The sequence below is a fragment of the Flavobacterium sp. GW821-FHT12A05 genome, assembly GCF_058807735.1.
The window spans coordinates 89,978-111,932 of the sequence record NZ_JBXAQY010000012.1; the positions used below are offsets into that span (position 1 = coordinate 89,978).

Below are 21,955 nucleotides of genomic sequence, written 5' to 3' on the forward strand. Positions count from 1 at the left end.
CTGCCAAATCTTATAAAATGTCAAATTGTCACTTTATTAATTATGAGACATTTAAAAAACGATACAAGCTTATGAAAATTTATTATATTTTTAAGACTATTACGTTTTAGTTTGTCGTATATTTGAGATCCAAATTGGAAACAAAATTATTACCAATCAAAATTGAATTTAAGGGTTGGCTTTGGCCTCTAAATAATTATTAATTCAAGTTTACCTTATATTAAAAAAAGCTTCATCTTATACAGACGAAGCTTTTTTTTATGCTTTTTATTTTTTTGCACGGGCGGAGGGATTCGAACCCCCATCAACGGTTTTGGAGACCGCTATTCTACCCTTGAACTACGCCCGTAACTTAAGGTCGGCAAATTAAACGCTTTTTTTTCTTTTCCACCAATTATTTCGTGCAAATTTTATAAAGATTTAAGTTGATAAACGCCAATAATACATTAACACAATCATCGCCAAAGCTTTATAAATTTTATATTTTTTTAATCAAAACAAAACTTTGAGAAATAACCACAAAGGGCGCTAAGATTTTTAAAAGTATGGTTTTATAAAACACAAAGTTCACAATCCCGATAGCTATCGGGATGTGTTGATCTAGCTTTGCGAACTTTGCGTTTTCTATGCATGAACTAAAAATAAATCTTAGTGCACTTTGCGGTTAAACTCTTATCCCAATAAAGCATTTTTCAATCCTTCAAAATCAACTGTAACCTGCTCACCTGTTACTAAATTTTTAAGTGAATAAGTGTTTGAAGCAATTTCCTGATCGCCGGCAATTACAGCAAACGGAATCAATCGTTTATCTGCATACTGAAATTGTTTTCCAACTTTTACATTATCAGGATACAATTCTACTTTTATATTTTCTTGTCTTAATTTTTGAATCGCTTTTGAAGCATATAAAGCTTCTTTATCTCCGTAATTAACAAATATTGCTTTTGAAGTCGCCGCAACCGTTTCAGGAAACAATTGTAATTCTTCTAAAACCAGATAAATTCTATCCAATCCAAAAGAAATTCCAACACCGCTCATATTTTTTAAACCAAAAATACCCGTCAAATCGTCGTATCTTCCGCCGCCGCCAATAGAACCCATTGATACGGTTTTTGGAGCTCCAACTTCAAAAATAGCTCCGGTATAATAATTTAAACCACGCGCTAAAGTCACATCCAAATCTAACGTTGCTGTAGATAAACCTAAAACGGCAACATTGTCGCAAATAAATTTTAGTTCTTCAACACCTTTCATTCCTTCTTCAGACGAAGCCAATAATTCTGAAAGCTGGCTGATTTTATCTGCAAAAGTTCCTGTGAAGCTAAACAATGGCTGTACTTTAACCAATGCTTGTTCAGAAATGCCTTTTTCAATCATTTCTTTCTTTACGCCGTTTTCTCCAATTTTATCTAATTTATCAAGAGCAACCGTAAAATCGATTAATTTGTCTGATGCGCCAATAACTTCAGCAATTCCAGATAAAATTTTTCTGTTATTAATTTTAATTGTAACGCCTTCTAATCCTAAAGAAGTAAAAACTGTATCGTATAACTGAACCAGTTCTACTTCCTGCCATAATGATTTAGAACCTACAACATCGGCGTCACATTGAAAAAACTCTCTGAAACGTCCTTTTTGCGGGTTATCTGCTCTCCAAACCGGCTGAATCTGGTATCTCTTAAAAGGAAATTCAATTTCGCTTTGGTGCTGTACCACGTATCTTGCAAACGGAACCGTTAAGTCGTAACGCAGTGCTTTTTCAGAAATTTTTCCTGTGAATTTGTTCAGTTCTATTCTTTGCTCTAAACTTATTTTTTCGGCAGAATTTATTTGTAATTCTTCAATTGATTCCGGCAGTTCAATTTTACTTTTATTGTAAAAAAAGTTACCTGAATTTAATATTTTAAAAATCAAACGATCTCCTTCTTCTCCATATTTCCCCATCAAGGTATCTGAGTTTTCAAACGAAGGTGTTTCGATTGGCTGAAAACCAAATTTTTCGAAATTAGCTTTTATGGTTTGAATAATATATTGACGTTTTGACACCTCGGCAGGCGAAAAATCTCTGGTTCCTTTTGGAATGCTTGGTTTTGAAGCCATCTTTTTTTGCTATTTTAGATTTTAGATTTCTGATTTTAGATTATTTCTAATCTTTATCGTCAAAAATCTTTAACATTAATTTCTTATTGATTCGGATTTTATTCAAAATCTTAAATCGTCTGCAAATATCTTACTTTTTAAAATAAATAATAGCGGTTCGAAAACAAACTTGTAACAAAAACCGTATTTTCGTGACAAATTGGTCATGATGCTAAAATTATTTAAAGAAAATATCCGAATTGCTTTTGGTTCTATCAAAACTCAATTACTGCGAACCATTCTTACTGTTTTAATTATCGCTATCGGGATTACCGCTTTAGTTGGAATTTTAACTGTTGTAACAGCACTTGAAAACACCGTTTCAACCAATTTTGCATCGATGGGTGCCAATACTTTCAACATTAATCAATACGAAAACACGGTTAGAAATCGCGGCGGAAACGAACGAGAAATCATAAATCCAATTATTTCTTATCCGGAAGCTGTGGCTTTTAAAAACAAATTTAGATATCCTTTTACAGAAACTTCTCTTTCGTTTACTGCAACATCTAAAGCCGAGGTAAAATATCTGGATCAAAAGACAGATCCAGAAATTACTGTTGTGGGTGTCGACGAACATTTTATTACCAATTCAGGATTAGAAACTACTTCAGGACGTTCTTTCAATCAATTTGATATTGACAACAATACCTATTCCTGCGTTGTAGGTTCTGATTTTGAAAAAGGATTATTAAAAGATGTGAACCCTATCGATAAAGTGATTTCGATTCGAGGCGCCCGTTTTAAAGTTATCGGCGTTTTAAAAGAAAAAGGATCAACATTTGGAAACAGCCAGGATTTACGCATTTTGATTCCAATTCAGGTAGCGCGATCTTTATTTACCGCTCCAAATATCAATTATACCATTAGTGTAATGGTTTCTAAAAAAGAACTTTTAGACGAAGCTGTTGATAATGCTACCAGTACAATGCGAAGAGTTCGCAAATTGAGTCCGGTTCGTGATAATAATTTTGGCATTGGCCGAAGCGACGATTTAATTAACCGAATTCTGGGAATTACACAATATTTAGGCTGGGCATCTTGGATTATTTCGATCATAACCATTTTAGGTTCTTCAATCGCTTTAATGAATATTATGATTGTTTCGGTTACAGAACGTACCCGCGAAATTGGGGTTAGAAAAGCACTTGGCGCAACAAAAGCTACCATTTCTATTCAGTTTTTTATCGAAACTTTATTGATAGGACAAATTGGCGGTTTAGTTGGAATCGTTTTAGGAATCCTGATAGGCTTTGCATTTGCAGCCGCAATGAGTTTTGCTTTTGTAATTCCGTGGATGGCAATTTTTGCTGCCTTTGGAACCAGTTTTATGGTCGCAATAGTTTCCGGTTTATATCCTGCCATAAAAGCTTCTCAGCTTGATCCTATTGAGGCTTTACGCTATGAATAAGTGTTCAGTTTACAGTATTCAGTCGCAGTTTACAGTCGCAGTTTGCAGTGATCACTGAGACTGAATACTGTAAACTGAATACTAACCTTTAGAGACTTTACAGGAAATCATTCTGTCGTTATCGTAAATATCTTTTCTAAGATCAATGTTTATAAAATCCATTTTACCTAGTAAATCGATCATTTCTTTTCCTAAATATTGGTTGATTTCGAAATATAATTGTCCGTTTTTCAGAAGATCATTATGAGCCAGAGAGGCTATTTTTCTATAGAAAACAAGAGCATCATTATCATCAACAAATAAGGCTAAATGCGGTTCATAATCCAGAACATTTTTCTTGATTTCTTCTTTTTCTAAATTTCGAACATAAGGCGGATTAGAAACGATTATATCAAATTGACATTTCAATTCTTCGGTTTCTAATATATTCTGAAATAGAAAAGTCACATCAACATCATTTCTAGCAGCATTTCTTTTTGCTGTTTCTATTGCTTTTTTCGAAACATCCATAGCATAAACTTCTGCATTTGGCAGATTTTTAGCTAACGAAACGGCAATACAACCGCTTCCTGTTCCTATGTCAAGAATTTTTATTTTTTTTGATTTGCTGTGCGTTGCATTTTCGCTGATAATCCATTCGACCAATTCTTCTGTTTCGGGCCTCGGAATTAAAACATTCTCGTTTACTTCAAAATCTAAACCGTAGAAATTGGTTTTGCCTAATAAATACTGAATTGGAACTTCTTTTTTTAGCTGCGCTAATAATGAATCCCAAACAACAAAATCAGCCTCAGAGAAAGATAACTCATGATTTAAGGCCAAATCGATTTGGCGCAGCTGGTGTTTATCTTCTAAAATTAAGTAGAAAAAACTCTCCGCTTCGTACGCATCGTAAAAAGGCGACAACTCTTTAATAAACTGAGTACGATATTGTTTGATTTTCATTTTTTTTATATCTGTTATTAGATAGTAGATTTAATTAACAGTCAGGCTGAACTGTTATCTCAAAACCTATTTTTACTGCCTCCCTTTTTCTTTAGAGAAAAAACAAAATTGTTCTTTCTATTTCATAATCCCTGCTTGACTGCAAAAACAAGTTTTTTATAGGCCTATAATTTTTTCAACATCCAGACTGGGCAAGAACTGTGCCCGGTATTTCCCATTGGAGCGTCTAAATATTCAAAACCTGATTTCCTGTATAATTTTTGTGCCGCATGCATAAACGGCATTGTTTCTATATAACAATTTTCAAATCCAAAATTTCTCGCCTGTTCTAAACATTCTTCCATCAATTTACCTCCAATTCCTAGACCGCGTAACTTTGGCGAAAAATACATTTTTTGTAATTCGCAAATATTGAGATCTCCATTTTCCAGCGGAGCAATTCCGGCACAACCTAAAACTTCCCCTTCCATTTCTACCACAAAATAAACCGATTTTGGTTTATTATATTCCTCAAACATCAAATCTAAATACGGATCTTCGTAAGCGGTTCCCACCTTTGGAATTTCCATTTCATCAAAAACTGATCTTATTAACACTGCAACTGACTGATTGTCTTGCTTCTCAATTTTTCTAATAACCCAATTCTTCATTTTTTTTATTCACTTATATCTACAAAAATAAAAATACTTTTTTGATCCTTTCATAACAATTCGGATTGTTTCATAACAATTCTTGCAAGATTAGACTCAAAACTCAAAATATGTTACTTTTGCAGCGTGAATATACATGAGAAATATATCAGGCGCTGCATTGAAATTGCAAAAAATGGTTTTGGAACAACTTATCCAAACCCAATGGTTGGCAGTGTAATTGTTTATGAAGGTAAAATTATTGGCGAAGGCTGGCACAAAAAAGCCGGAGAGCCGCATGCCGAAGTAAATGCAGTACGATCTGTAAAAGATAAATCGCTTTTAAAAAAAGCGACTATTTATGTCAGCTTAGAACCTTGTTCGCATTTTGGAAAAACGCCTCCGTGTTGTGATTTAATTATTGCAAACAAAATTCCGAATGTTGTAGTAGGAACTGTTGATCCAAATGAAAAAGTAGCCGGAAACGGAATTAAAAAACTGGTTGAAGCCGGCGCGAATGTTACAGTTGGCGTTTTAGAAGACGAATGCAACGAACTCAATAAACGTTTTTTTACTTTTCATCAAAAAAAGAGACCTTACATTATATTAAAATGGGCCGAAAGCCAAGATGGATTTTTAGCTCCTGAAAAAGAAATTAATCCCGAACGCAAACCGGTTTGGATTACCAATCAATATTCACGTCAATTAGTGCATAAATGGCGAAGCGAAGAACAAGCGATTTTAGCAGGAACACAAACTATTATGGACGACAACCCAAAATTGAATACTCGAGACTGGTTTGGCAATAATCCTGTTCGAGTAGTTTTGGATCAAAATAACCGAATCTCAAAAGATAGTTTTGTTTTTGATGAAAGCGTAAAAACGATTGTGTTTTCTAAATCTGAAAACAATATTTCCACAGAAAATACGATTTTTGAAAAGATTGATTTTAACGAAAATCTGATTGAGAATATTTTATCGGTTTTATATCAACATCAAATTCAATCTGTAATTATTGAAGGCGGAAGACAGACTTTACAATCTTTTATTGATCAAAACATTTGGGACGAAGCCCGAATTTTTGTTGGAAAAAACACTTTTGAAAAAGGGACCAAAGCACCGGAACTTCAAAAGAAAAATGCCGTTAAAACTTCTATTCAAAACGACGAATTAATATATGTAAGAAATCATGATTGATACAATAATTTTTGACTTTGGAGATATTTTTATCAATTTAAACAAACAAGGAACCATTTCAGGTTTGCAGAAATTGGGTTTAACCGAATGGAATTCTGACCTGGACCGCTTGAATTTGCTATTTGAAACGGGAGACATTTCATACGATGATTTTTTGGGTGGATTTCAAAAACAACTCCCAAATGCTTCTATCGAAGAAATCCTCGAAGCCTGGAATGCTGTTCTGGCTGATTTTCCTGCTTATCGATTAGATTTCTTAAAAGAACTTTCAAAAAAATACCGTTTGTTTTTATTGAGTAATACGGATGCTATTCATATTGCTACTTTCGAAAAAACTGTGGGAGTTCCTTTTTATACTGATTTTTACAATTGTTTTGGAAAAGTTCATTTTTCATTTGAAATTGGAAAACGAAAACCAAATGCCAATTCGTTTCAGCATTTAATAGACGAACATAATTTAGTTCCGGAACAAACGTTATTTGTTGATGATAAAAAAGAAAACACGGACGGCGCAGCAGCATTAGGTTTTCAAGTTTGGAATTTACAAGTCGGGAAAGAAGATGTTGTAGATTTATTTAGGAAACAATTATTATAAAAATATTTAGTACAGATTAAAAAGTTTTAGCCACAGATTTCACAGATTAGAATGATTTTTTTTCAAACAGGTTAAAAAAAGATGCGCGCAGATTTCACCAAATAAAAAAATCTTTTTAATCTGTGAAATCTGTGGCTGAAAAATAAAAAAATAGAATTTTAAGTTTGGAATATAACGATACATATCAAACCATTGCCAGAGAATCTGAGGAAGTGCTTTTTAAAGAAAAAGGAAGCAAGTTCTTTGGTTATGCTTTTCCTATAAATAATGAAGAAGAAGTAAAACCAATTATTGAGGATTTAAAAAAACTTCATCCGCATGCTGTGCATTTCTGCTATGCTTATCAATTGGGCACAGCTCCAAAAATTTCCTATCGCGCAAACGACGATGGGGAGCCAAGCAATACAGCCGGCGCGCCCATTTACGGACAAATACAATCTTTTGGGGTAACCAATATTCTTATAGTTGTGGTTCGTATTTTTGGAGGCACTAAACTTGGCGTTGGCGGTTTAATTGCAGCTTACAGAACAACTGCACAAATGACATTAGAAGTTTGCGAAATCGTAGAAAAAACAATCGATGTACAGTTTCTAATTTCCTTTGATTACAAGAACATGAATAAAGTAATGCGTGTTATAAAAGAAAAAAAACTGGAAATACTATCTCAGGAAATGGAAATTAACGAGAATTCCGGATTACCAATTGGTAAGATAATTACAAAAACGCGAAAAAAAAATGCCGAATCTATATTCGACATTTTTGATTTAATGTTTGAAATCGACGTTAAAATTATATAATTTAGTATAAAAACGTCCTTCGTTTTAACAATTATGTTAGGGTTTTAAATAATTCTAAAATGTAATCCGGAGGTGCTGTCGGGCGGCCCGTTTTTAACGAAATAAATACTAAAATAAACACAGCAGTTGTTAATAACTCATTTGCTTCATTATAGATTTCGCAGTCAAATTCAATCTTAACAGATGACTGACTTTTGAATGTTGTATGAATTGTTAAAAGCTCATCGTAACGAGCCGATTTTTTATAATTAATCTGCATGGAAACAATTGGAAGTCCAATACCGCTTTCTTCCATGCTTTTATACGAAATCCCTTTGTTTCTAAGCCATTCCACGCGTCCGATCTCAAAATAAGGCACATAATTTCCGTGATAAACGACGCCCATTTGGTCAGTTTCGGAGTAACGAACACGCACTTGCGTTTGATGATTTTTCATTATTTATATATTAAAAAATTTTAAATTACTGAAGTTCTCTTACAACATTTTTTTATAAAATTAGATACCAAAATATTTTTTTTTACAGAAATTTGTTCACATATTTGTTATCCCGAAATAAGGAATAAAATCGCTCCTTTTTTTACAGGAGAATCTTTATTAATAATATAAAAATTTATTTGAATCTATGACTAAAACTGCTCAATCGGTATGGGAAAACTGTTTGTCTTTTATAAAGGACAATATTCAAGATCAAGCATACAAAACTTGGTTTGAACCAATCAAATCAGTTGAGCTAACCGACAACGCGTTATATATTCAAGTACCAAGTAAATTTTTCTACGAATGGCTCGAAGAGCATTACGTAAAATTATTGAAAGTTGCGCTTACCAAAGAACTGGGAAAAAACGCAAAGTTACTTTATAAAATTAAAATGGAGAACACTTATGGAAATAAACAGCCGTTTACCGAGCAGCTGCCAAGTTCCAACAGAGTTCCAATGAAACCACAAGAGGTTGACGCTCCGTTTAAAAATTTAAATCCTGAACTTAAAAATCCGTTTGTAATTCCGGGAATTAGAAATTTAAAAATTGAATCTCAATTAAATCCTAATTACAGTTTTGATAATTTCCTTGAAGGAGATTCTAACCGTTTAGCCCGTTCTGCAGGTATGGCTGTTGCCAACAAACCTGGAGGAACTTCATTTAATCCGTTATTGATTTTTGGAGGAGTTGGTTTAGGAAAAACACACTTGGCTCACGCTATTGGGGTTGAAGTAAAAGACAAATATCCAGAAAAAACGGTTTTATATATTTCTGCCGAGATTTTCACACAACAATATATTGATTCGGTTAAAAAGAACAATCGTAACGATTTCATTCACTTTTACCAATTAATCGATGTTTTGATTATTGATGACGTTCAGTTTTTATCTGGGAAATCAGGAACTCAGGACGTATTTTTCCATATTTTCAACTATTTACACCAAAACGGAAAACAGGTAATTTTAACTTCTGACAAAGCTCCTGTTGACATGCAGGATATTGAACAGCGTTTATTATCCCGTTTCAAATGGGGATTGTCTGCAGAATTGCACCAGCCTGATTATGAAACCCGTATCTCGATCTTAAAAAACATTTTATATCGTGATGGTGTCGAAATGCCGGAAGACATTTTAGAATATGTTGCACGCAATATCAAATCTAACGTTAGAGAATTAGAAGGTGCTATTATCTCGTTAATCGCCCAATCTTCTTTCAATAAAAAAGAAGTTACAATTGAATTAGCGAAAAGCGTAGTAGAGAAATTCGTTAAAAACGTTAAGAGAGAAATCTCTATCGATTATATTCAAAAAATTGTTTCTGATTATTTCCAACTTGATATCGAAACGCTTCAGTCTAAAACAAGAAAGAGGCATGTTGTTCAGGCGAGACAATTGGCCATGTTTTTTGCAAAGAAATTTACTAAAGCTTCTTTGGCAAACATTGGTTCACAAATTGGAGACCGCGACCACGCAACTGTATTACACGCTTGTAAAACCGTTGACAATTTAGTTTCTACAGACAAACAATTCAAAAAATTTGTCGAAGATATCAACAAAAAACTAACGCTATAACGCGAATCATGCCCGTAAAAATTTTAATGGTTTGTTTAGGAAATATTTGCAGATCTCCTTTAGCCGAAGGAATTTTAGCTTCAAAATTACCTGCTGATAAATTCATCGTTGATTCTGCCGGAACAGGCTCCTGGCATGTTGGCCATGCTCCAGACAAACGTTCTATAGCGGTTGCTCAAAAAAATGGCTTATGTATTGACAATCAAAAAGGAAGACAATTTAAAACTTCTGATTTTGACGAGTTCGATTATATATACGTAATGGACAGTTCAAATTTACGAGACGTCCTTCATCTTGCTAAAACCGCAGAACACAAAAACAAAGTTCATCTTATTCTAAATGAATTATTTCCGGATGAAAATGTAGATGTTCCTGATCCTTACTTTGGAGCTCTTAACGGGTTTGATAATGTATATCAAATGCTGGATGAAGTATCCGAAATCATTGCCCAAAAACTTATCAAAAAGCATTCATAATTTAATTTGTATTTTAGTTATTCTAAATAATTAAAATACATTTTTGTTTTAATCTATAAACTATTACAAAATGAAACTTCTAGGAAAACTATACTTAATTCCAACCACAATGGGCGAAAGCGACCCAATGGACGTTTTACCGCAAACCGTAAAAAGAAGTATCGATTTTATAGATCATTATATTGTTGAAAACGAAAAAACGGCCAGAAAGTCGATAAAAGCAGTTTCTCCAGAGAAAAAACAATCAGAACTAATTCTTTTTACCTTAAATAAAAGAACAGAACCAAGCGAACATTTAGATTTTATAAAACCTTTATTAGAAGGAAAAAATGTAGGTTTAATGAGCGAAGCCGGCTGTCCGGGCGTTGCTGATCCGGGTGCTGTAATTGTAAAACTGGCCCACGAAAAAGGAATTCAGGTAGTACCTTTAGTTGGCCCTTCTTCTATCCTATTGGCCATGATGGCGTCTGGCATGAATGGTCAGAGTTTTACTTTTAATGGTTATTTACCTATTGACAAAGACGAGAAAAAATCGGCATTGAGACATTTTGAAAAATTATCTCACGATAAAAACCAATCTCAGATTTTTATAGAAACACCTTATAGAAACAATAAATTAGTGGAAGATATTTTACAGATTGTAAATCCTTCCACTCATTTATGTATTGCAACAGATATTACGCTACCAACAGAATTCATTAAAACAATGAAAATTTCAGATTGGAAAAAATTAAAAGTAGATTTACACAACAGACCAACGATTTTTATCATTCACAAAATGTAATTAATCTTTAAAATCATCATAATGAAAAAGTTTCTAATCCTGATTTTGATTTGTTTTGCTCAAAATATATTTTCTCAAGAGACTGCTAAAGCCAATACAACTGATGATGAGAACAAAGTCTATAATACTCAAGGCGTAGACACAGTACCTCAATTTGCAGGAGGAATGAACTATTTTTACAAATTTATTGCTCAAAACTATATTGTTCCAAAAGAAAAGCCAGTCTTTGTAAAAGGAAAGGTTTATGTAACTTTCATTGTTGAAAAAGACGGTTCACTAAGTGAAACAAAAATCTTAAAAGATATCGGTTTTGGGACAGGAAATGAAGCTCTTCGCATTTTACAATTATGCCCCAAATGGTCTCCTGGAAAACTAAAAGGAAAAGAAGTAAGAGTACTTTATGCCCTTCCAATAGTGATAAATTAATATATCCTACCTCTCGCATAAGTTTCCCTCTAATCAAACTTCAACATGAGTAAACTCCCAAATGTAACCACAAGCATTTTCACAGTAATGTCTAAAATGGCATCCGAATACAATGCGATAAATCTTTCGCAGGGATTTCCAAATTTTCCTGTAGACGAAAGATTAACCGATATTGTTGCTAGATTAGCGAAAGAAAATGTGCACCAATATACTCCAATGGCCGGTTATCCGCCGTTGATGAGCAAAATTGCAAAGCTGATTCAGGATTCTTATAACAGAACCATCAATCCTGATTTCGAACTTTTGGTTACAGCTGGTGCAACACAGGGAATTTTCACGTCAATCTTAGCTTTAGTAAAAGAAAATGATGAAGTAATTATTCTGGACCCAAGTTACGATTCGTACGAATCTCCAGTTTTACTTTGCAAAGCCAAACCTGTTCGTGTGGCATTGAATGATGATTATACGCCAAATTGGGAAACAATTGAAAAAGCGTGTTCAGCAAAAAGCCGAATGATTATCATCAACAATCCGCATAACCCAACAGGAAAAATATTAACTGAGGCTGATTTTCTTCAATTAGAAAAAATACTTTCAAAATACCCCGATCTTTTAGTTTTATCTGACGAAGTTTACGAATACATCACTTTTGAAGAAAAACATATTTCGGCACATACCAAAAATTTTCTCCTAGACCGCTGTATAATGGTTTCTTCTTTTGGAAAATCATTTCATATTACTGGCTGGAAAATTGGTTACACCATTGCACCGGAACATTTAATGACGGAAATCAAAAAAGTACATCAATTTTTGGTTTTCAGCGTAAACAGTATTTCGCAAGCTGCAATCAGCGAATATTTAGATGTTGTAGATGTTAATTTACTTGGTAAATTCTATCAGGAAAAAAGAGATTATTTCCAGAAACTGCTTCAAAACAGCCGTTTTGAATTAAAACCTTGCGAAGGAACTTATTTTCAGGTTGCTTCCTACGCTGCAATTTCAAATGAAGATGATGTGACTTTCTGCAAAAATCTAATTATCGATCATGGTGTTGCCGCGATTCCTATTTCGACTTTTTATTCAGATCATAAAGATCAGAAACTAATCCGTTTTTGCTTTGCCAAAGACAACTTTACGCTTGAATCTGCCGCAAAAAAAATATGTGATATATAATTTTTATTAAAATTTTATAACAATATTATGCGTGCATCCTATTTTTTTAATTAATATTGTAAAAAAAGAAAAGTATGAGCTATACAGATAAAATGTTACGTGACGACGCTTTGAAAGGAAAAGTTATTGTAGTTACCGGCGGCGGAAGCGGTTTAGGTAAAGCAATGACCAAATATTTTTTAGAATTAGGCGCTCAAGTTGCGATCACTTCCAGAGATTTAGAGAAACTGAAAACTACCGCAGCAGAACTTGAAAGCGAAACTGGCGGAAAATGTTTACCTCTTCAATGTGACGTTCGTCATTATGAAGAAGTAGAAAACATGCTTCAGGAAACCCTAAAAGTTTTCGGAAAAGTGGATGTTCTTTTAAACAATGCAGCCGGAAATTTTATTTCGCCAACAGAGCGTTTATCAGCAAATGCATTTGATACTGTTATAGATATCGTACTTAAAGGTTCTAAAAACTGTACACTTGCTTTTGGAAAACACTGGATCGATACGAAACAAACATCGGCTACGATTTTAAATATCGTAACCACTTATGCCTGGACAGGTTCTGCTTACGTGGTGCCAAGTGCAACAGCAAAAGCCGGAGTTTTAGCCATGACAAGAAGTCTTGCTGTAGAATGGGCAAAATACGGAATTCGTTCTAATGCCATTGCTCCAGGACCATTCCCTACAAAAGGAGCTTGGGACAGATTATTGCCGGGAGATCTTTCTGAAAAGTTCGACATGGCAAAAAAAGTACCGTTGAAACGTGTAGGAGATCATCAGGAATTAGCAAATCTTGCGGCTTATTTAGTGTCTGATTTTTCAGCATATATAAACGGTGACGTAATTACAATTGATGGAGGCGAATGGTTAAAAGGCGCCGGACAATTCAATTTATTAGAAGCAATTCCGGAAGAACTTTGGGATCAGCTTGAAATGATGATAAAAGCAAAAAAGAATAAATAATTACAAGTGCTTACTAAATTCAGAATATTTTTTTAAAACTATACTGATTGCACGAAATCCCGAAGGTTTACTTTCGGGATTTTTTTTATCTTTTTCGCTATATAAGTAATATAATTTCAGTTAAGTAACATTTTGTTTAAATATTTATCTGCTTAATTTTACTTACATAACTTATATGGTTAAATTATATAATATGTTTAGCAATTCACTTAAATTATTATTTTTGCCAAACAAATATCAAACAAAAATTTTATGCTCATTATTGGACTTGCAGGAGGAACAGGAAGTGGAAAAACAACAGTAGTACACCAAATCATGAATGAATTACCAGACACTGAAGTTGGCGTAATTTCTCAGGATTCGTATTACAAACAAACAGATAATTTATCGTTTGACGAAAGAGCATTAATCAATTTTGATCATCCGCGTGCGATTGATTTTGAATTATTAGTAAAACACCTAAAAGCTTTAAAAGCGGGCGAAACAATAGATCAGCCGGTATATTCTTTTATTCAGCATAACAGAACTGACGATACCGTTTCGACACATCCAAGAAAAGTAATGATCGTGGAAGGAATTTTAATTTTAACAAATCCGGAGCTAAGAGAGCTTTGCGACATTAAAGTATTTGTTCACGCCGATTCTGACGAAAGATTAATCCGTCGTTTAAAAAGAGATATTTCAGAACGCGGACGCGATATTGACGAAGTTTTAACACGTTATCAAAACACTTTAAAACCTATGCATGAGCAGTTTATCGAACCTTCAAAAGCATTTGCAGACATTATTATTCCAAATGACAAATACAACACTGTAGCAATTGATGTAGTTCGTGCTGTAATTAATCAGAGAATTTCATAATTTTTATTGTAAATTTATTCCATAAAAGTTAGGAGCTCTTTCCCGCTTTCGCCTTTATCTTTTTATGATCTCGTTAAAGAAACGAGACCATAAAAAGGATATCGAGGCTAGAAAAGACCAATCAAATTCAAAAGAAACAATAGGTTAAATAAAAACTAAAATGAAAAACCCATATAAAGACAAAAAATGGTTCAAATTCCTTGGCAATAAATATGTCTGGGTCTTGCTGTTTTTTGTAATCTGGATGTTGTTTTTAGATAATTATTCCTATTTTGATCATCGTTTTTTAGACGGACAGATCAATGAATTGCAAGACAATAAAAAATATTATCAGGAAGAAATAAAAAAAGATCAGGAACAAATCAAACTGCTTAAAAATCCTGAACAAATAGAAAGATATGCTCGAGAAAAGTATTTCATGAAAAAAGACAGCGAAGATATTTACATCATCCAGTTTGAAGGAGATACAATTCAAGACAAAGAATAAACCAAAAAACACTCAATGGCGACTAATTTATTCGAAGATTTTACCCCGATTTCATCCAAACAATGGAAACAAAAAATTCAGTTTGAATTAGATGGAGCCGATTACAACCAAACCGTAATTTGGAATTCTCCAGAAGATATTCAGGTAAAACCTTTTTATCACAGCGACGAATTTACCAAATCTGCATCTGTGCAAACTCAGGCTTCAGAATTTAAAATCTGTCAAAACATTTTTGTTTATGATGTCGAGAAATCTATCAAAAGAGCCATAAACACCATCGAAAGAGGTGCCGAAAGTTTACGTTTTACCATTCAAAACGAAACTATCGACATTCAAAAATTATTAGAAAACCTTCCTTTAGAAAACAGAACCGTTTACTTTGATTTGAGTTTTTTATCAATCGATTTCGTAAAAAAACTGGACACTATTTCTATTCAGAAAAAAGCTGTTTTTTATTGTAATTTAGATCCAATTGGGCAATTGGCCCGCGACGGAAACTGGTTTACAACATCTGATAAAAATAATTTTGAAACGCTTGAAAAAATTGCATCTCAAACAACAAATCTTTTCTTTATAAGTGTAGATTCTGGTTTATATCAAAATGCAGGAGCAAATATTACACAGCAAATAGCGTATACTTTAGCACATGCCAATGAATATTTAAACCGTTTCCCTAATTTGGTAAAACCAGTTGTTTTTCAAATATCTGTGGGAACAAATTATTTCTTTGAGATTGCAAAACTTCGTGCTCTTCGAATGCTTTTTAAACTAATTGCCGCAGAATATAATCCAGACTTAGACTGTCATTTTTTGGTTACACCAACCAAACGAAATAAAACCATTTACGATTACAATGTCAATATGCTTCGCACCACAACCGAGTGTATGTCGGCAATTTTAGGCGGAGCCAATGCTGTAGCCAATTTACCTTACGATTCATTATATCATAAAGACAATGAATTTGGAGATAGAATTGCACGAAATCAATTATTGGTTTTAAAACATGAAAGTTATTTCGACAAAGTAAATAATCCGGCAGATGGAAGTTATTACATTGAAAGTTTAACCATGCAATTGGCAGAAAAAGGTTTAGCTTTATTTAAAGATATTGAAGCCAACGGAGGTTTCTTAAAACTCCTGAACGACGGAACAATTAAAAAGAAAATTCAGGAAAGCGCGGCCAAGGAACAAGAATTATTCGATTCTAAAAAAGAAGTTTTATTAGGTACCAATAAATATCCTAATAAAGAAGACAGAATGAAACACGATTTAGAATTGTTTCCATTTGTAAAAATAAAACCTCGTAAGACATTAATTATACCTATTATAGAAAAAAGATTAGCCGAGAAACTGGAACAAGAACGTTTAGAAACTGAGGAATGATATGAAAAAAATTGCCATACTTATTTTGCTTGTGAGCTCACAAGTAATGCTTGCCCAAGCTAAAATTTACACTGAGGAAGAAGTTGATAACAATCCGGTTTTCCCAGGCGGATGGAACGAATGGGTTGATTTTGTTCAAAAAAACATGCAATGGACACCAGAAAAAAAAGGAGCCCAACACATCCAAGTAGAGTTTACGGTACAAAAAAATGGTGCAATTACCGATATTAAGATAATTAATCCAAAACCAACTGTAAACGAAAAAGAGGCATTACGTGTTATGGCATTAAGCCCGAAATGGTCTCCGGCAACCTTGGCAGGAAAAACTGTTCCGTGTCGTCTGAAGAGAGGTATGTACAATCCTTGGGCTGATGAAGAAGGTGGTATAGGTGCACTTACTATAGATGATTCAAGTCCTACAACTACAATAACTCCTGACGATAACAATTTGATTTACAGTATGACTGGTATAGAAGTAAAACCTAACTTCCCTGGGGATATATCCAAATTAGAGCACTTTTTTAATAACAATTTTAAAGTGCCTGAAGAAGATAACCTAAAGGGTAAAATAACTACATCGTTCACTATAGAAAAAGATGGCTCTTTGTCTGATATCAAAGTGATGCGTGATATCGGCTATGGAACAGGCAGCGAAGCAATTAGAGTATTAAGAAAATCCCCTAAATGGAATCCAGGAAAGCAAAATGGAAAACCAATAAGAGTTCAATATACCCTTGTTTTTGCCCTTGATACTGATAATAAAAATCAACCTATAAAAATATAGATTTGTCTTTAAAAACTCTCTAGTACAAAATGTCTGCAATTTATTCCGACAATTGAAAACTATTAATGTAAAAACTGGAACAAGAACGTTTATAACTTGAATAATATAGATTTCAAATCCTTACATTTGAATATAAACCAAAAAATCATGGAAGCTATTAAAAAAATATTCTCCGTTGAAAATGATTCTATAGCTAATTTACATCTTCAAAATTGTAAATCTGAAATACCAAAATGGCAAATTGATGAAGTTAGAAAGAGATCAGAAAAATTTTTAAAAGATCCAAATAAGACAGATGATATTGATGATTTTTTAAAGGACATTGAAAATGATTTAAACCTATTTAAATAACATTTTTTACAATTGAGAAAAGACCTTACACATATAAAGTTAGAAGTTAAAAATGAGAAGTTAGATGAACTAACGGAAAACTCAATCCCGAAGCTTCAGGACATAACTCAAAACTTCTCTACAGCCGAAGGCATTGAACTCAAAAAAAACTATTCTGAAAAAGATATAGAAGATTTGGAGTTTCTTGATTTTGGAGCTGGCTTTGCACCCAACTTGCGCGGACCTTACGCTACCATGTATGTTCGTCGTCCGTGGACGATTCGCCAGTATGCCGGATTTTCGACTGCAGAAGAAAGTAATGCTTTTTACAGAAGAAATCTTGCTGCAGGTCAAAAAGGGCTTTCTATCGCTTTTGATTTGCCAACGCACCGAGGTTACGATTCAGATCATGAAAGAGTTTTTGGAGATGTTGGGAAAGCAGGCGTTGCAATAGATTCTGTCGAAGATATGAAAGTATTGTTCGATCAGATTCCGCTCGACGAAATGTCGGTATCGATGACCATGAACGGTGCTGTTTTACCCATTATGGCTTTCTATATCGTCGCTGCAGAAGAACAAGGTGTTGCAATTGAAAAATTATCAGGAACTATTCAGAATGACATTTTGAAGGAATTCATGGTGCGTAATACTTATATTTATCCGCCAACACCTTCAATGAAAATTATTGCTGATATTTTTGAATTTACGAGCAAGAAAATGCCAAAATTCAATTCTATTTCTATTTCCGGATATCACATGCAGGAAGCCGGAGCAACGGCTGATATAGAATTAGCTTATACTTTAGCAGATGGTTTAGAATATATTCGAACCGGATTATCGACCGGAATGACAATTGATGAATTTGCTCCCCGCCTATCTTTCTTCTGGGCAATTGGAATGAATCATTTTATGGAAATCGCTAAAATGCGTGCCGGCCGAATGATTTGGGCAAAATTAGTACAGCAATTTAATCCTAAAAGTGATAAATCTTTAGCTTTAAGAACACATTGCCAAACCAGCGGATGGAGTTTAACAGAACAAGACCCGTTTAACAATGTAGCCAGAACTTGTATTGAGGCAACTGCGGCCGCTTTTGGCGGAACGCAATCTCTGCACACCAATGCGCTTGACGAAGCCATTGCTTTACCAACTGACTTTTCGGCTAGAATTGCCCGAAATACGCAAATATATTTACAAGAAGAAACAAAAATCACCAAAACGGTTGATCCGTGGGGAGGCAGTTATTATGTTGAATCGCTTACCAGCGAGCTTTTAGAAAATACCTGGAAGCTAATAGAAGAAGTAGAAGAATTGGGCGGTATGACCAAAGCTATCGAAGCCGGAATTCCGAAACTTCGAATTGAAGAAGCTGCGGCGAGAAAACAAGCCAGAATCGACAGCGGGCAGGATATTATTGTAGGAGTAAATAAATTTAGATTAGAAAAAGAAGATCCGCTTCATATTCTGGATGTCGACAACCAAATGGTTCGTAAACAGCAAATAGAGCGACTGGAAGAGATTAAAGCAAAAAGAGATACTGAAAAAGTAAATCAATCACTGGAAAAATTAATTCATTGTGCCAAAACCGGAGAAGGAAACTTATTAGCAATTGCTGTAGAAGCTGCCAGAAACAGAGCTACATTAGGCGAAATAAGTGATGCTCTTGAAAGCATTTTCGGCAGGTTTAAAGCACAAATTAAATCCTTTAGCGGTGTGTATAGTGCAGCAATAAAAAACGACGAGCATTTTGAAAAAGCAAAACAATTAGCTGATGCTTTTGCAAAACAAGAAGGAAGACGTCCAAGAATTATGATTGCAAAAATGGGACAAGACGGTCATGATCGCGGTGCAAAAGTAGTAGCAACCGGTTATGCCGATGTAGGTTTTGATGTTGACATAGGCCCTTTATTTCAAACTCCGGCCGAAGCAGCTAAACAAGCGGTAGAAAATGATGTACACATTCTAGGTGTTTCATCTCTTGCAGCAGGACATAAAACCTTGGTACCGCAAGTAATTGAAGAACTAAAAAAACACGATCGCGAAGACATTATGGTAATTGTAGGAGGTGTAATTCCTGCACAGGACTATCAATTTTTATTTGATGCCGGTGCCGCAGCTATATTTGGTCCCGGAACTAAAATCAGCGAAGCTGCTATTAAAATCTTAGAAATATTAATTGACTAATTATATTCAAAAAAAATCCCGATTTATAATCGGGATTTTTTTTATGCTTATGCTTACTCTAAATTTGATCGTGTATTGTAGCATCACTGTCTGCCTCAATACGAGAAAGATCATAACCACCAAAGGCTTTGAAATAACTTCTTAATGAAGTACCGTAAGCATCTCTAAAATGCCTGTTGCCTCCGTTTCTAAAAAAGTTTTTTACTGAACCAGCTCCTCCCAGATGTGCAGCAGCTAAAATACCAGATTCGGTAATTTCAACACCATTGATAATCTTTCCTTCATACTTTTCGATTTCATTACGCAAAATCCATTTGTTTTTGGATAGTAATGCAAGGAATGCTTTTTCTTGTAATGCAGGATCTTTTAAAAAGGCTTTGTTATTTTGAACACCAACAGCTCTTAAAGCTTTAGAACCAAATTGGTATTTACCCATATAACCTAACGAATTTACCAATCGGTATTTTCCTTGAGATTCTTTAAAAGCAACTGCTTCTTTAAAACTTATAAGGCGTTTTTCTGTAAATAAAACATTTACCTTTTTTACTTCAGGATAATCATCCTCTTCTTGCGATGGAAACAAGTATTTAGAGCCATCTGTTTTTTCTATTGAAAACCAAGGTTTGGTTTCCACACTAAAGGGTTTAAACCCCAAACTTAAAAATGTAATAATAACGATCAAACTCGCATAAAAATACCACTTCTTTATCATAATTTGTTTTTCTTCAAAACGCTGTCACCTTTTTGAAATTTCTACGATGCAAAGATAAGCAATACAAAACAACACTGTAATTCAGTAACTTAGAGGTTTTTCAGAATTCTAAAATCTCGGCTAACCCCACTAATCATGCCTATTTCGAAGCTTTCGCTTAAATCAGAATTAAGATTCAAAACTCCAATATTAAATTTTCAAAAAACGGCATTTTTATCAATTTTTTATCAATTTTGTTAAAATAGAAAGATAAAACCTACGATAATAAATCAATTTTTATTGAAAAAGTATTTTAACTTACAGAAATTCTGTTTTTATTAACAAGTTAAAACCTATAATAATGACTATTTTTCAAATTTTTTATTTAAAAAATGGTTTTTGAAAATCATTTTTGGTCTATTTTCGACATCATTTTACCTAAAAATAACATTAAGATTAAAATAAAAACGATTAAAATTTTATCACAATAATAGAATTTAAAGAGTAAAAACTGTTCAATCATTTTTTAGAAGGGCATAAAAAAAACCGAAGCTTTTCACTTCGGTTTCTTATTTATTTTCCTTCTTTATTGCAAGAATAAATCTTTTATCTTGTTACACCTTGGCTGGCAATCCAGTCTGAATATTTTTTTGCGTTTTTGGTATGATCTGCATAATTAGAAGCAAATTCATGATAGCCAAAACGATCAACACTTGCACAAAAATAGATGTAATCGTTTTTCTCAGGGTTTAGGACTGCTTCAAGAGCTGTAATATCAGCCATAGCAATTGGTCCTGGAGGAAGCCCTATATTAATGTAAGTATTATATGGAGACTTCATAACCAAATCGTTATAAAAAACTCTTTTTATGACCTGATCAAAATTGTTGTCTCTTAATTTTAAAGCGTAAATAACGGTTGGATCAGCTTGTAAAGGCATTTCTAAACGTAAACGATTCAAATAAACACCTGCAATACGAGGTCTTTCGTCTTTTTTAACTGATTCTTTATGAACAATTGAAGCCAAAATAGAAACCTGAACCGGAGTTAACCCCTGTTTTTTAGCTTGCTCAATTCTTTCTGCAGTCCAAAAATTATGGTACTCTTTAATCATTTTATCGCGGAATTTTTCTGCCGATGTGTTCCAATATACTTCATAGGTGTTTGGAATAAACATAGAGAAAACATTCTCTTCATTGAATCCGTTTTGTGCTAAAAAAGTAGAATCTTTAAACGCTTTCATTAATGATAAACTATCCGCTTCAATTTCAGAACCTACTCTTCCGGCAAAATTCTCTAAACGCTCCTGATTATTAAAAGCTAATTTTACAGGAACATTAGCTCGCATTGCTCGAACCAAATCGATGTTGTTCATGTCTTTTTTAAGAAGAAATCGTCCTGATTTTACATTTTCAGGGTAACTTCTTTTACTGGCAACCATTTCAAAATTGTCAAAATTCTTAATATATGGTTCTAATATTTTTTTAACGTCAGTATAATTGGCTCCTGTAGGAACGTATACATAGACTTCTTTATCTTCAAATTTAGTATTGGCGCTGAAAATCTTGTTGATTAAGATAAAACCGTAAATCATTAAAACTGAAATTACAGCTACAGCGATTATTGTGATGATTTTTTTTAATTTCAAAGTTACTTA

22 protein-coding genes and 1 tRNA gene are annotated in these 21,955 nt (G+C 33.7%); 16 read left to right on the forward strand and 7 right to left on the reverse strand.

Translation table 11 applies throughout. The features are described from left to right. Positions 1-278: 278 nt before the first annotated feature. Positions 279-349, reverse strand: a tRNA-Trp gene (locus AC1RRQ_RS22950). A 323-nt stretch (positions 350-672) separates the two neighbouring features. Further along, positions 673-2,100, reverse strand: a complete 1,428-nt coding sequence (hisS, locus tag AC1RRQ_RS22955; protein ID WP_493025352.1) for a histidine--tRNA ligase — start codon at positions 2,098-2,100, stop codon at positions 673-675. A gap of 205 nt (positions 2,101-2,305) precedes the next feature. Between hisS and AC1RRQ_RS22960 the strand changes: the two genes are divergently transcribed. Next, positions 2,306-3,550, forward strand: coding sequence for an ABC transporter permease (locus AC1RRQ_RS22960; protein WP_493025353.1), 1,245 nt, complete (start codon positions 2,306-2,308; stop codon positions 3,548-3,550). Between the two features lie 81 nt (positions 3,551-3,631). Here AC1RRQ_RS22960 and prmC read toward each other — a convergent pair whose 3' ends face one another. After that, positions 3,632-4,495, reverse strand: a complete 864-nt coding sequence (prmC, locus tag AC1RRQ_RS22965) for a peptide chain release factor N(5)-glutamine methyltransferase (protein ID WP_493025354.1) — start codon at positions 4,493-4,495, stop codon at positions 3,632-3,634. 164 nt (positions 4,496-4,659) lie between these two features. Beyond that, positions 4,660-5,145: a GNAT family N-acetyltransferase gene (locus AC1RRQ_RS22970; protein WP_493025356.1), complete on the reverse strand. Its 486-nt coding sequence runs from the start codon at positions 5,143-5,145 to the stop codon at positions 4,660-4,662. A 126-nt stretch (positions 5,146-5,271) separates the two neighbouring features. Here AC1RRQ_RS22970 and ribD point away from each other — a divergent pair, with 126 nt between their 5' ends. The 3 genes from ribD to AC1RRQ_RS22985 all read left to right on the forward strand — a co-directional run bounded on the left by ribD (position 5,272) and on the right by AC1RRQ_RS22985 (position 7,713). Beyond that, positions 5,272-6,321 carry a bifunctional diaminohydroxyphosphoribosylaminopyrimidine deaminase/5-amino-6-(5-phosphoribosylamino)uracil reductase RibD gene (gene ribD, locus AC1RRQ_RS22975; RefSeq protein WP_493025357.1) on the forward strand — a complete coding sequence of 350 codons (1,050 nt, stop codon included), beginning with the start codon at positions 5,272-5,274 and terminating at the stop codon, positions 6,319-6,321. Next, positions 6,314-6,916, forward strand: a complete 603-nt coding sequence (locus AC1RRQ_RS22980; RefSeq protein ID WP_493025359.1) for an HAD-IA family hydrolase — start codon at positions 6,314-6,316, stop codon at positions 6,914-6,916. The genes ribD and AC1RRQ_RS22980 overlap by 8 nt, the downstream gene beginning before the upstream one ends. 164 nt (positions 6,917-7,080) lie before the next feature. Further along, positions 7,081-7,713, forward strand: a complete 633-nt coding sequence (locus tag AC1RRQ_RS22985) for an IMPACT family protein (protein ID WP_493025360.1) — start codon at positions 7,081-7,083, stop codon at positions 7,711-7,713. A gap of 31 nt (positions 7,714-7,744) precedes the next feature. On the opposite strand, the gene AC1RRQ_RS22990 is transcribed toward AC1RRQ_RS22985, so the two are convergent. After that, positions 7,745-8,149, reverse strand: a complete 405-nt coding sequence (locus AC1RRQ_RS22990; protein ID WP_073417011.1) for an acyl-CoA thioesterase — start codon at positions 8,147-8,149, stop codon at positions 7,745-7,747. 187 nt (positions 8,150-8,336) lie between these two features. Between AC1RRQ_RS22990 and dnaA the strand changes: the two genes are divergently transcribed. The 12 genes from dnaA (at position 8,337) to scpA (ending at position 19,608) form a co-directional block, all read left to right on the forward strand. Next, positions 8,337-9,764: a chromosomal replication initiator protein DnaA gene (gene dnaA, locus AC1RRQ_RS22995; RefSeq protein WP_091492283.1), complete on the forward strand. Its 1,428-nt coding sequence runs from the start codon at positions 8,337-8,339 to the stop codon at positions 9,762-9,764. Between the two features lie 8 nt (positions 9,765-9,772). Beyond that, on the forward strand, positions 9,773-10,240 hold the full coding sequence (locus tag AC1RRQ_RS23000; protein WP_493025362.1) for a low molecular weight protein-tyrosine-phosphatase: 468 nt from the start codon (positions 9,773-9,775) through the stop codon (positions 10,238-10,240). A gap of 70 nt (positions 10,241-10,310) precedes the next feature. Beyond that, positions 10,311-11,024 carry an SAM-dependent methyltransferase gene (locus tag AC1RRQ_RS23005; RefSeq protein ID WP_493025364.1) on the forward strand — a complete coding sequence of 238 codons (714 nt, stop codon included), beginning with the start codon at positions 10,311-10,313 and terminating at the stop codon, positions 11,022-11,024. A gap of 21 nt (positions 11,025-11,045) precedes the next feature. Then, entirely contained in the window at positions 11,046-11,450 is a 405-nt protein-coding gene (locus AC1RRQ_RS23010; protein ID WP_493025366.1) for an energy transducer TonB, read from the forward strand. A gap of 45 nt (positions 11,451-11,495) precedes the next feature. Continuing rightward, a complete protein-coding gene (locus tag AC1RRQ_RS23015) occupies positions 11,496-12,623 on the forward strand; it encodes a methionine aminotransferase (protein ID WP_493025368.1) in 1,128 nt (375 codons plus the stop codon). Between the two features lie 74 nt (positions 12,624-12,697). Continuing rightward, a complete protein-coding gene (locus AC1RRQ_RS23020) occupies positions 12,698-13,579 on the forward strand; it encodes an SDR family oxidoreductase (RefSeq protein WP_493025370.1) in 882 nt (293 codons plus the stop codon). 252 nt (positions 13,580-13,831) lie between these two features. Next, positions 13,832-14,440 (forward strand): uridine kinase, encoded by a 609-nt coding sequence (udk, locus tag AC1RRQ_RS23025; RefSeq protein ID WP_089478562.1) that lies wholly within the window; start codon positions 13,832-13,834, stop codon positions 14,438-14,440. Positions 14,441-14,600: 160 nt separating this feature from the next. Then, positions 14,601-14,927 (forward strand): FtsB family cell division protein, encoded by a 327-nt coding sequence (locus AC1RRQ_RS23030; RefSeq protein WP_493025373.1) that lies wholly within the window; start codon positions 14,601-14,603, stop codon positions 14,925-14,927. 15 nt (positions 14,928-14,942) lie between these two features. Continuing rightward, positions 14,943-16,310, forward strand: a complete 1,368-nt coding sequence (locus tag AC1RRQ_RS23035; protein ID WP_493025375.1) for a methylmalonyl-CoA mutase subunit beta — start codon at positions 14,943-14,945, stop codon at positions 16,308-16,310. Position 16,311: 1 nt separating this feature from the next. Next, complete coding sequence (locus AC1RRQ_RS23040) at positions 16,312-17,094, forward strand: energy transducer TonB (protein ID WP_493025377.1); 783 nt, start codon at positions 16,312-16,314, stop codon at positions 17,092-17,094. A 147-nt stretch (positions 17,095-17,241) separates the two neighbouring features. After that, positions 17,242-17,445: a hypothetical protein gene (locus tag AC1RRQ_RS23045; protein ID WP_493025379.1), complete on the forward strand. Its 204-nt coding sequence runs from the start codon at positions 17,242-17,244 to the stop codon at positions 17,443-17,445. Positions 17,446-17,457: 12 nt separating this feature from the next. Continuing rightward, the gene (gene scpA, locus AC1RRQ_RS23050) at positions 17,458-19,608 is read left to right on the forward strand and encodes a methylmalonyl-CoA mutase (RefSeq protein WP_493025381.1); all 2,151 of its coding nucleotides are present in this window, start codon (positions 17,458-17,460) and stop codon (positions 19,606-19,608) included. A 58-nt stretch (positions 19,609-19,666) separates the two neighbouring features. Here the strand turns inward: scpA and AC1RRQ_RS23055 are convergent, their stop codons facing one another. Further along, entirely contained in the window at positions 19,667-20,320 is a 654-nt protein-coding gene (locus AC1RRQ_RS23055; protein WP_493025383.1) for a peptidoglycan-binding protein LysM, read from the reverse strand. A gap of 585 nt (positions 20,321-20,905) precedes the next feature. Beyond that, positions 20,906-21,946, reverse strand: a complete 1,041-nt coding sequence (gene mltG / locus AC1RRQ_RS23060; RefSeq protein ID WP_493025385.1) for an endolytic transglycosylase MltG — start codon at positions 21,944-21,946, stop codon at positions 20,906-20,908. Between the last annotated feature and the right edge of the window lie 9 nt (positions 21,947-21,955).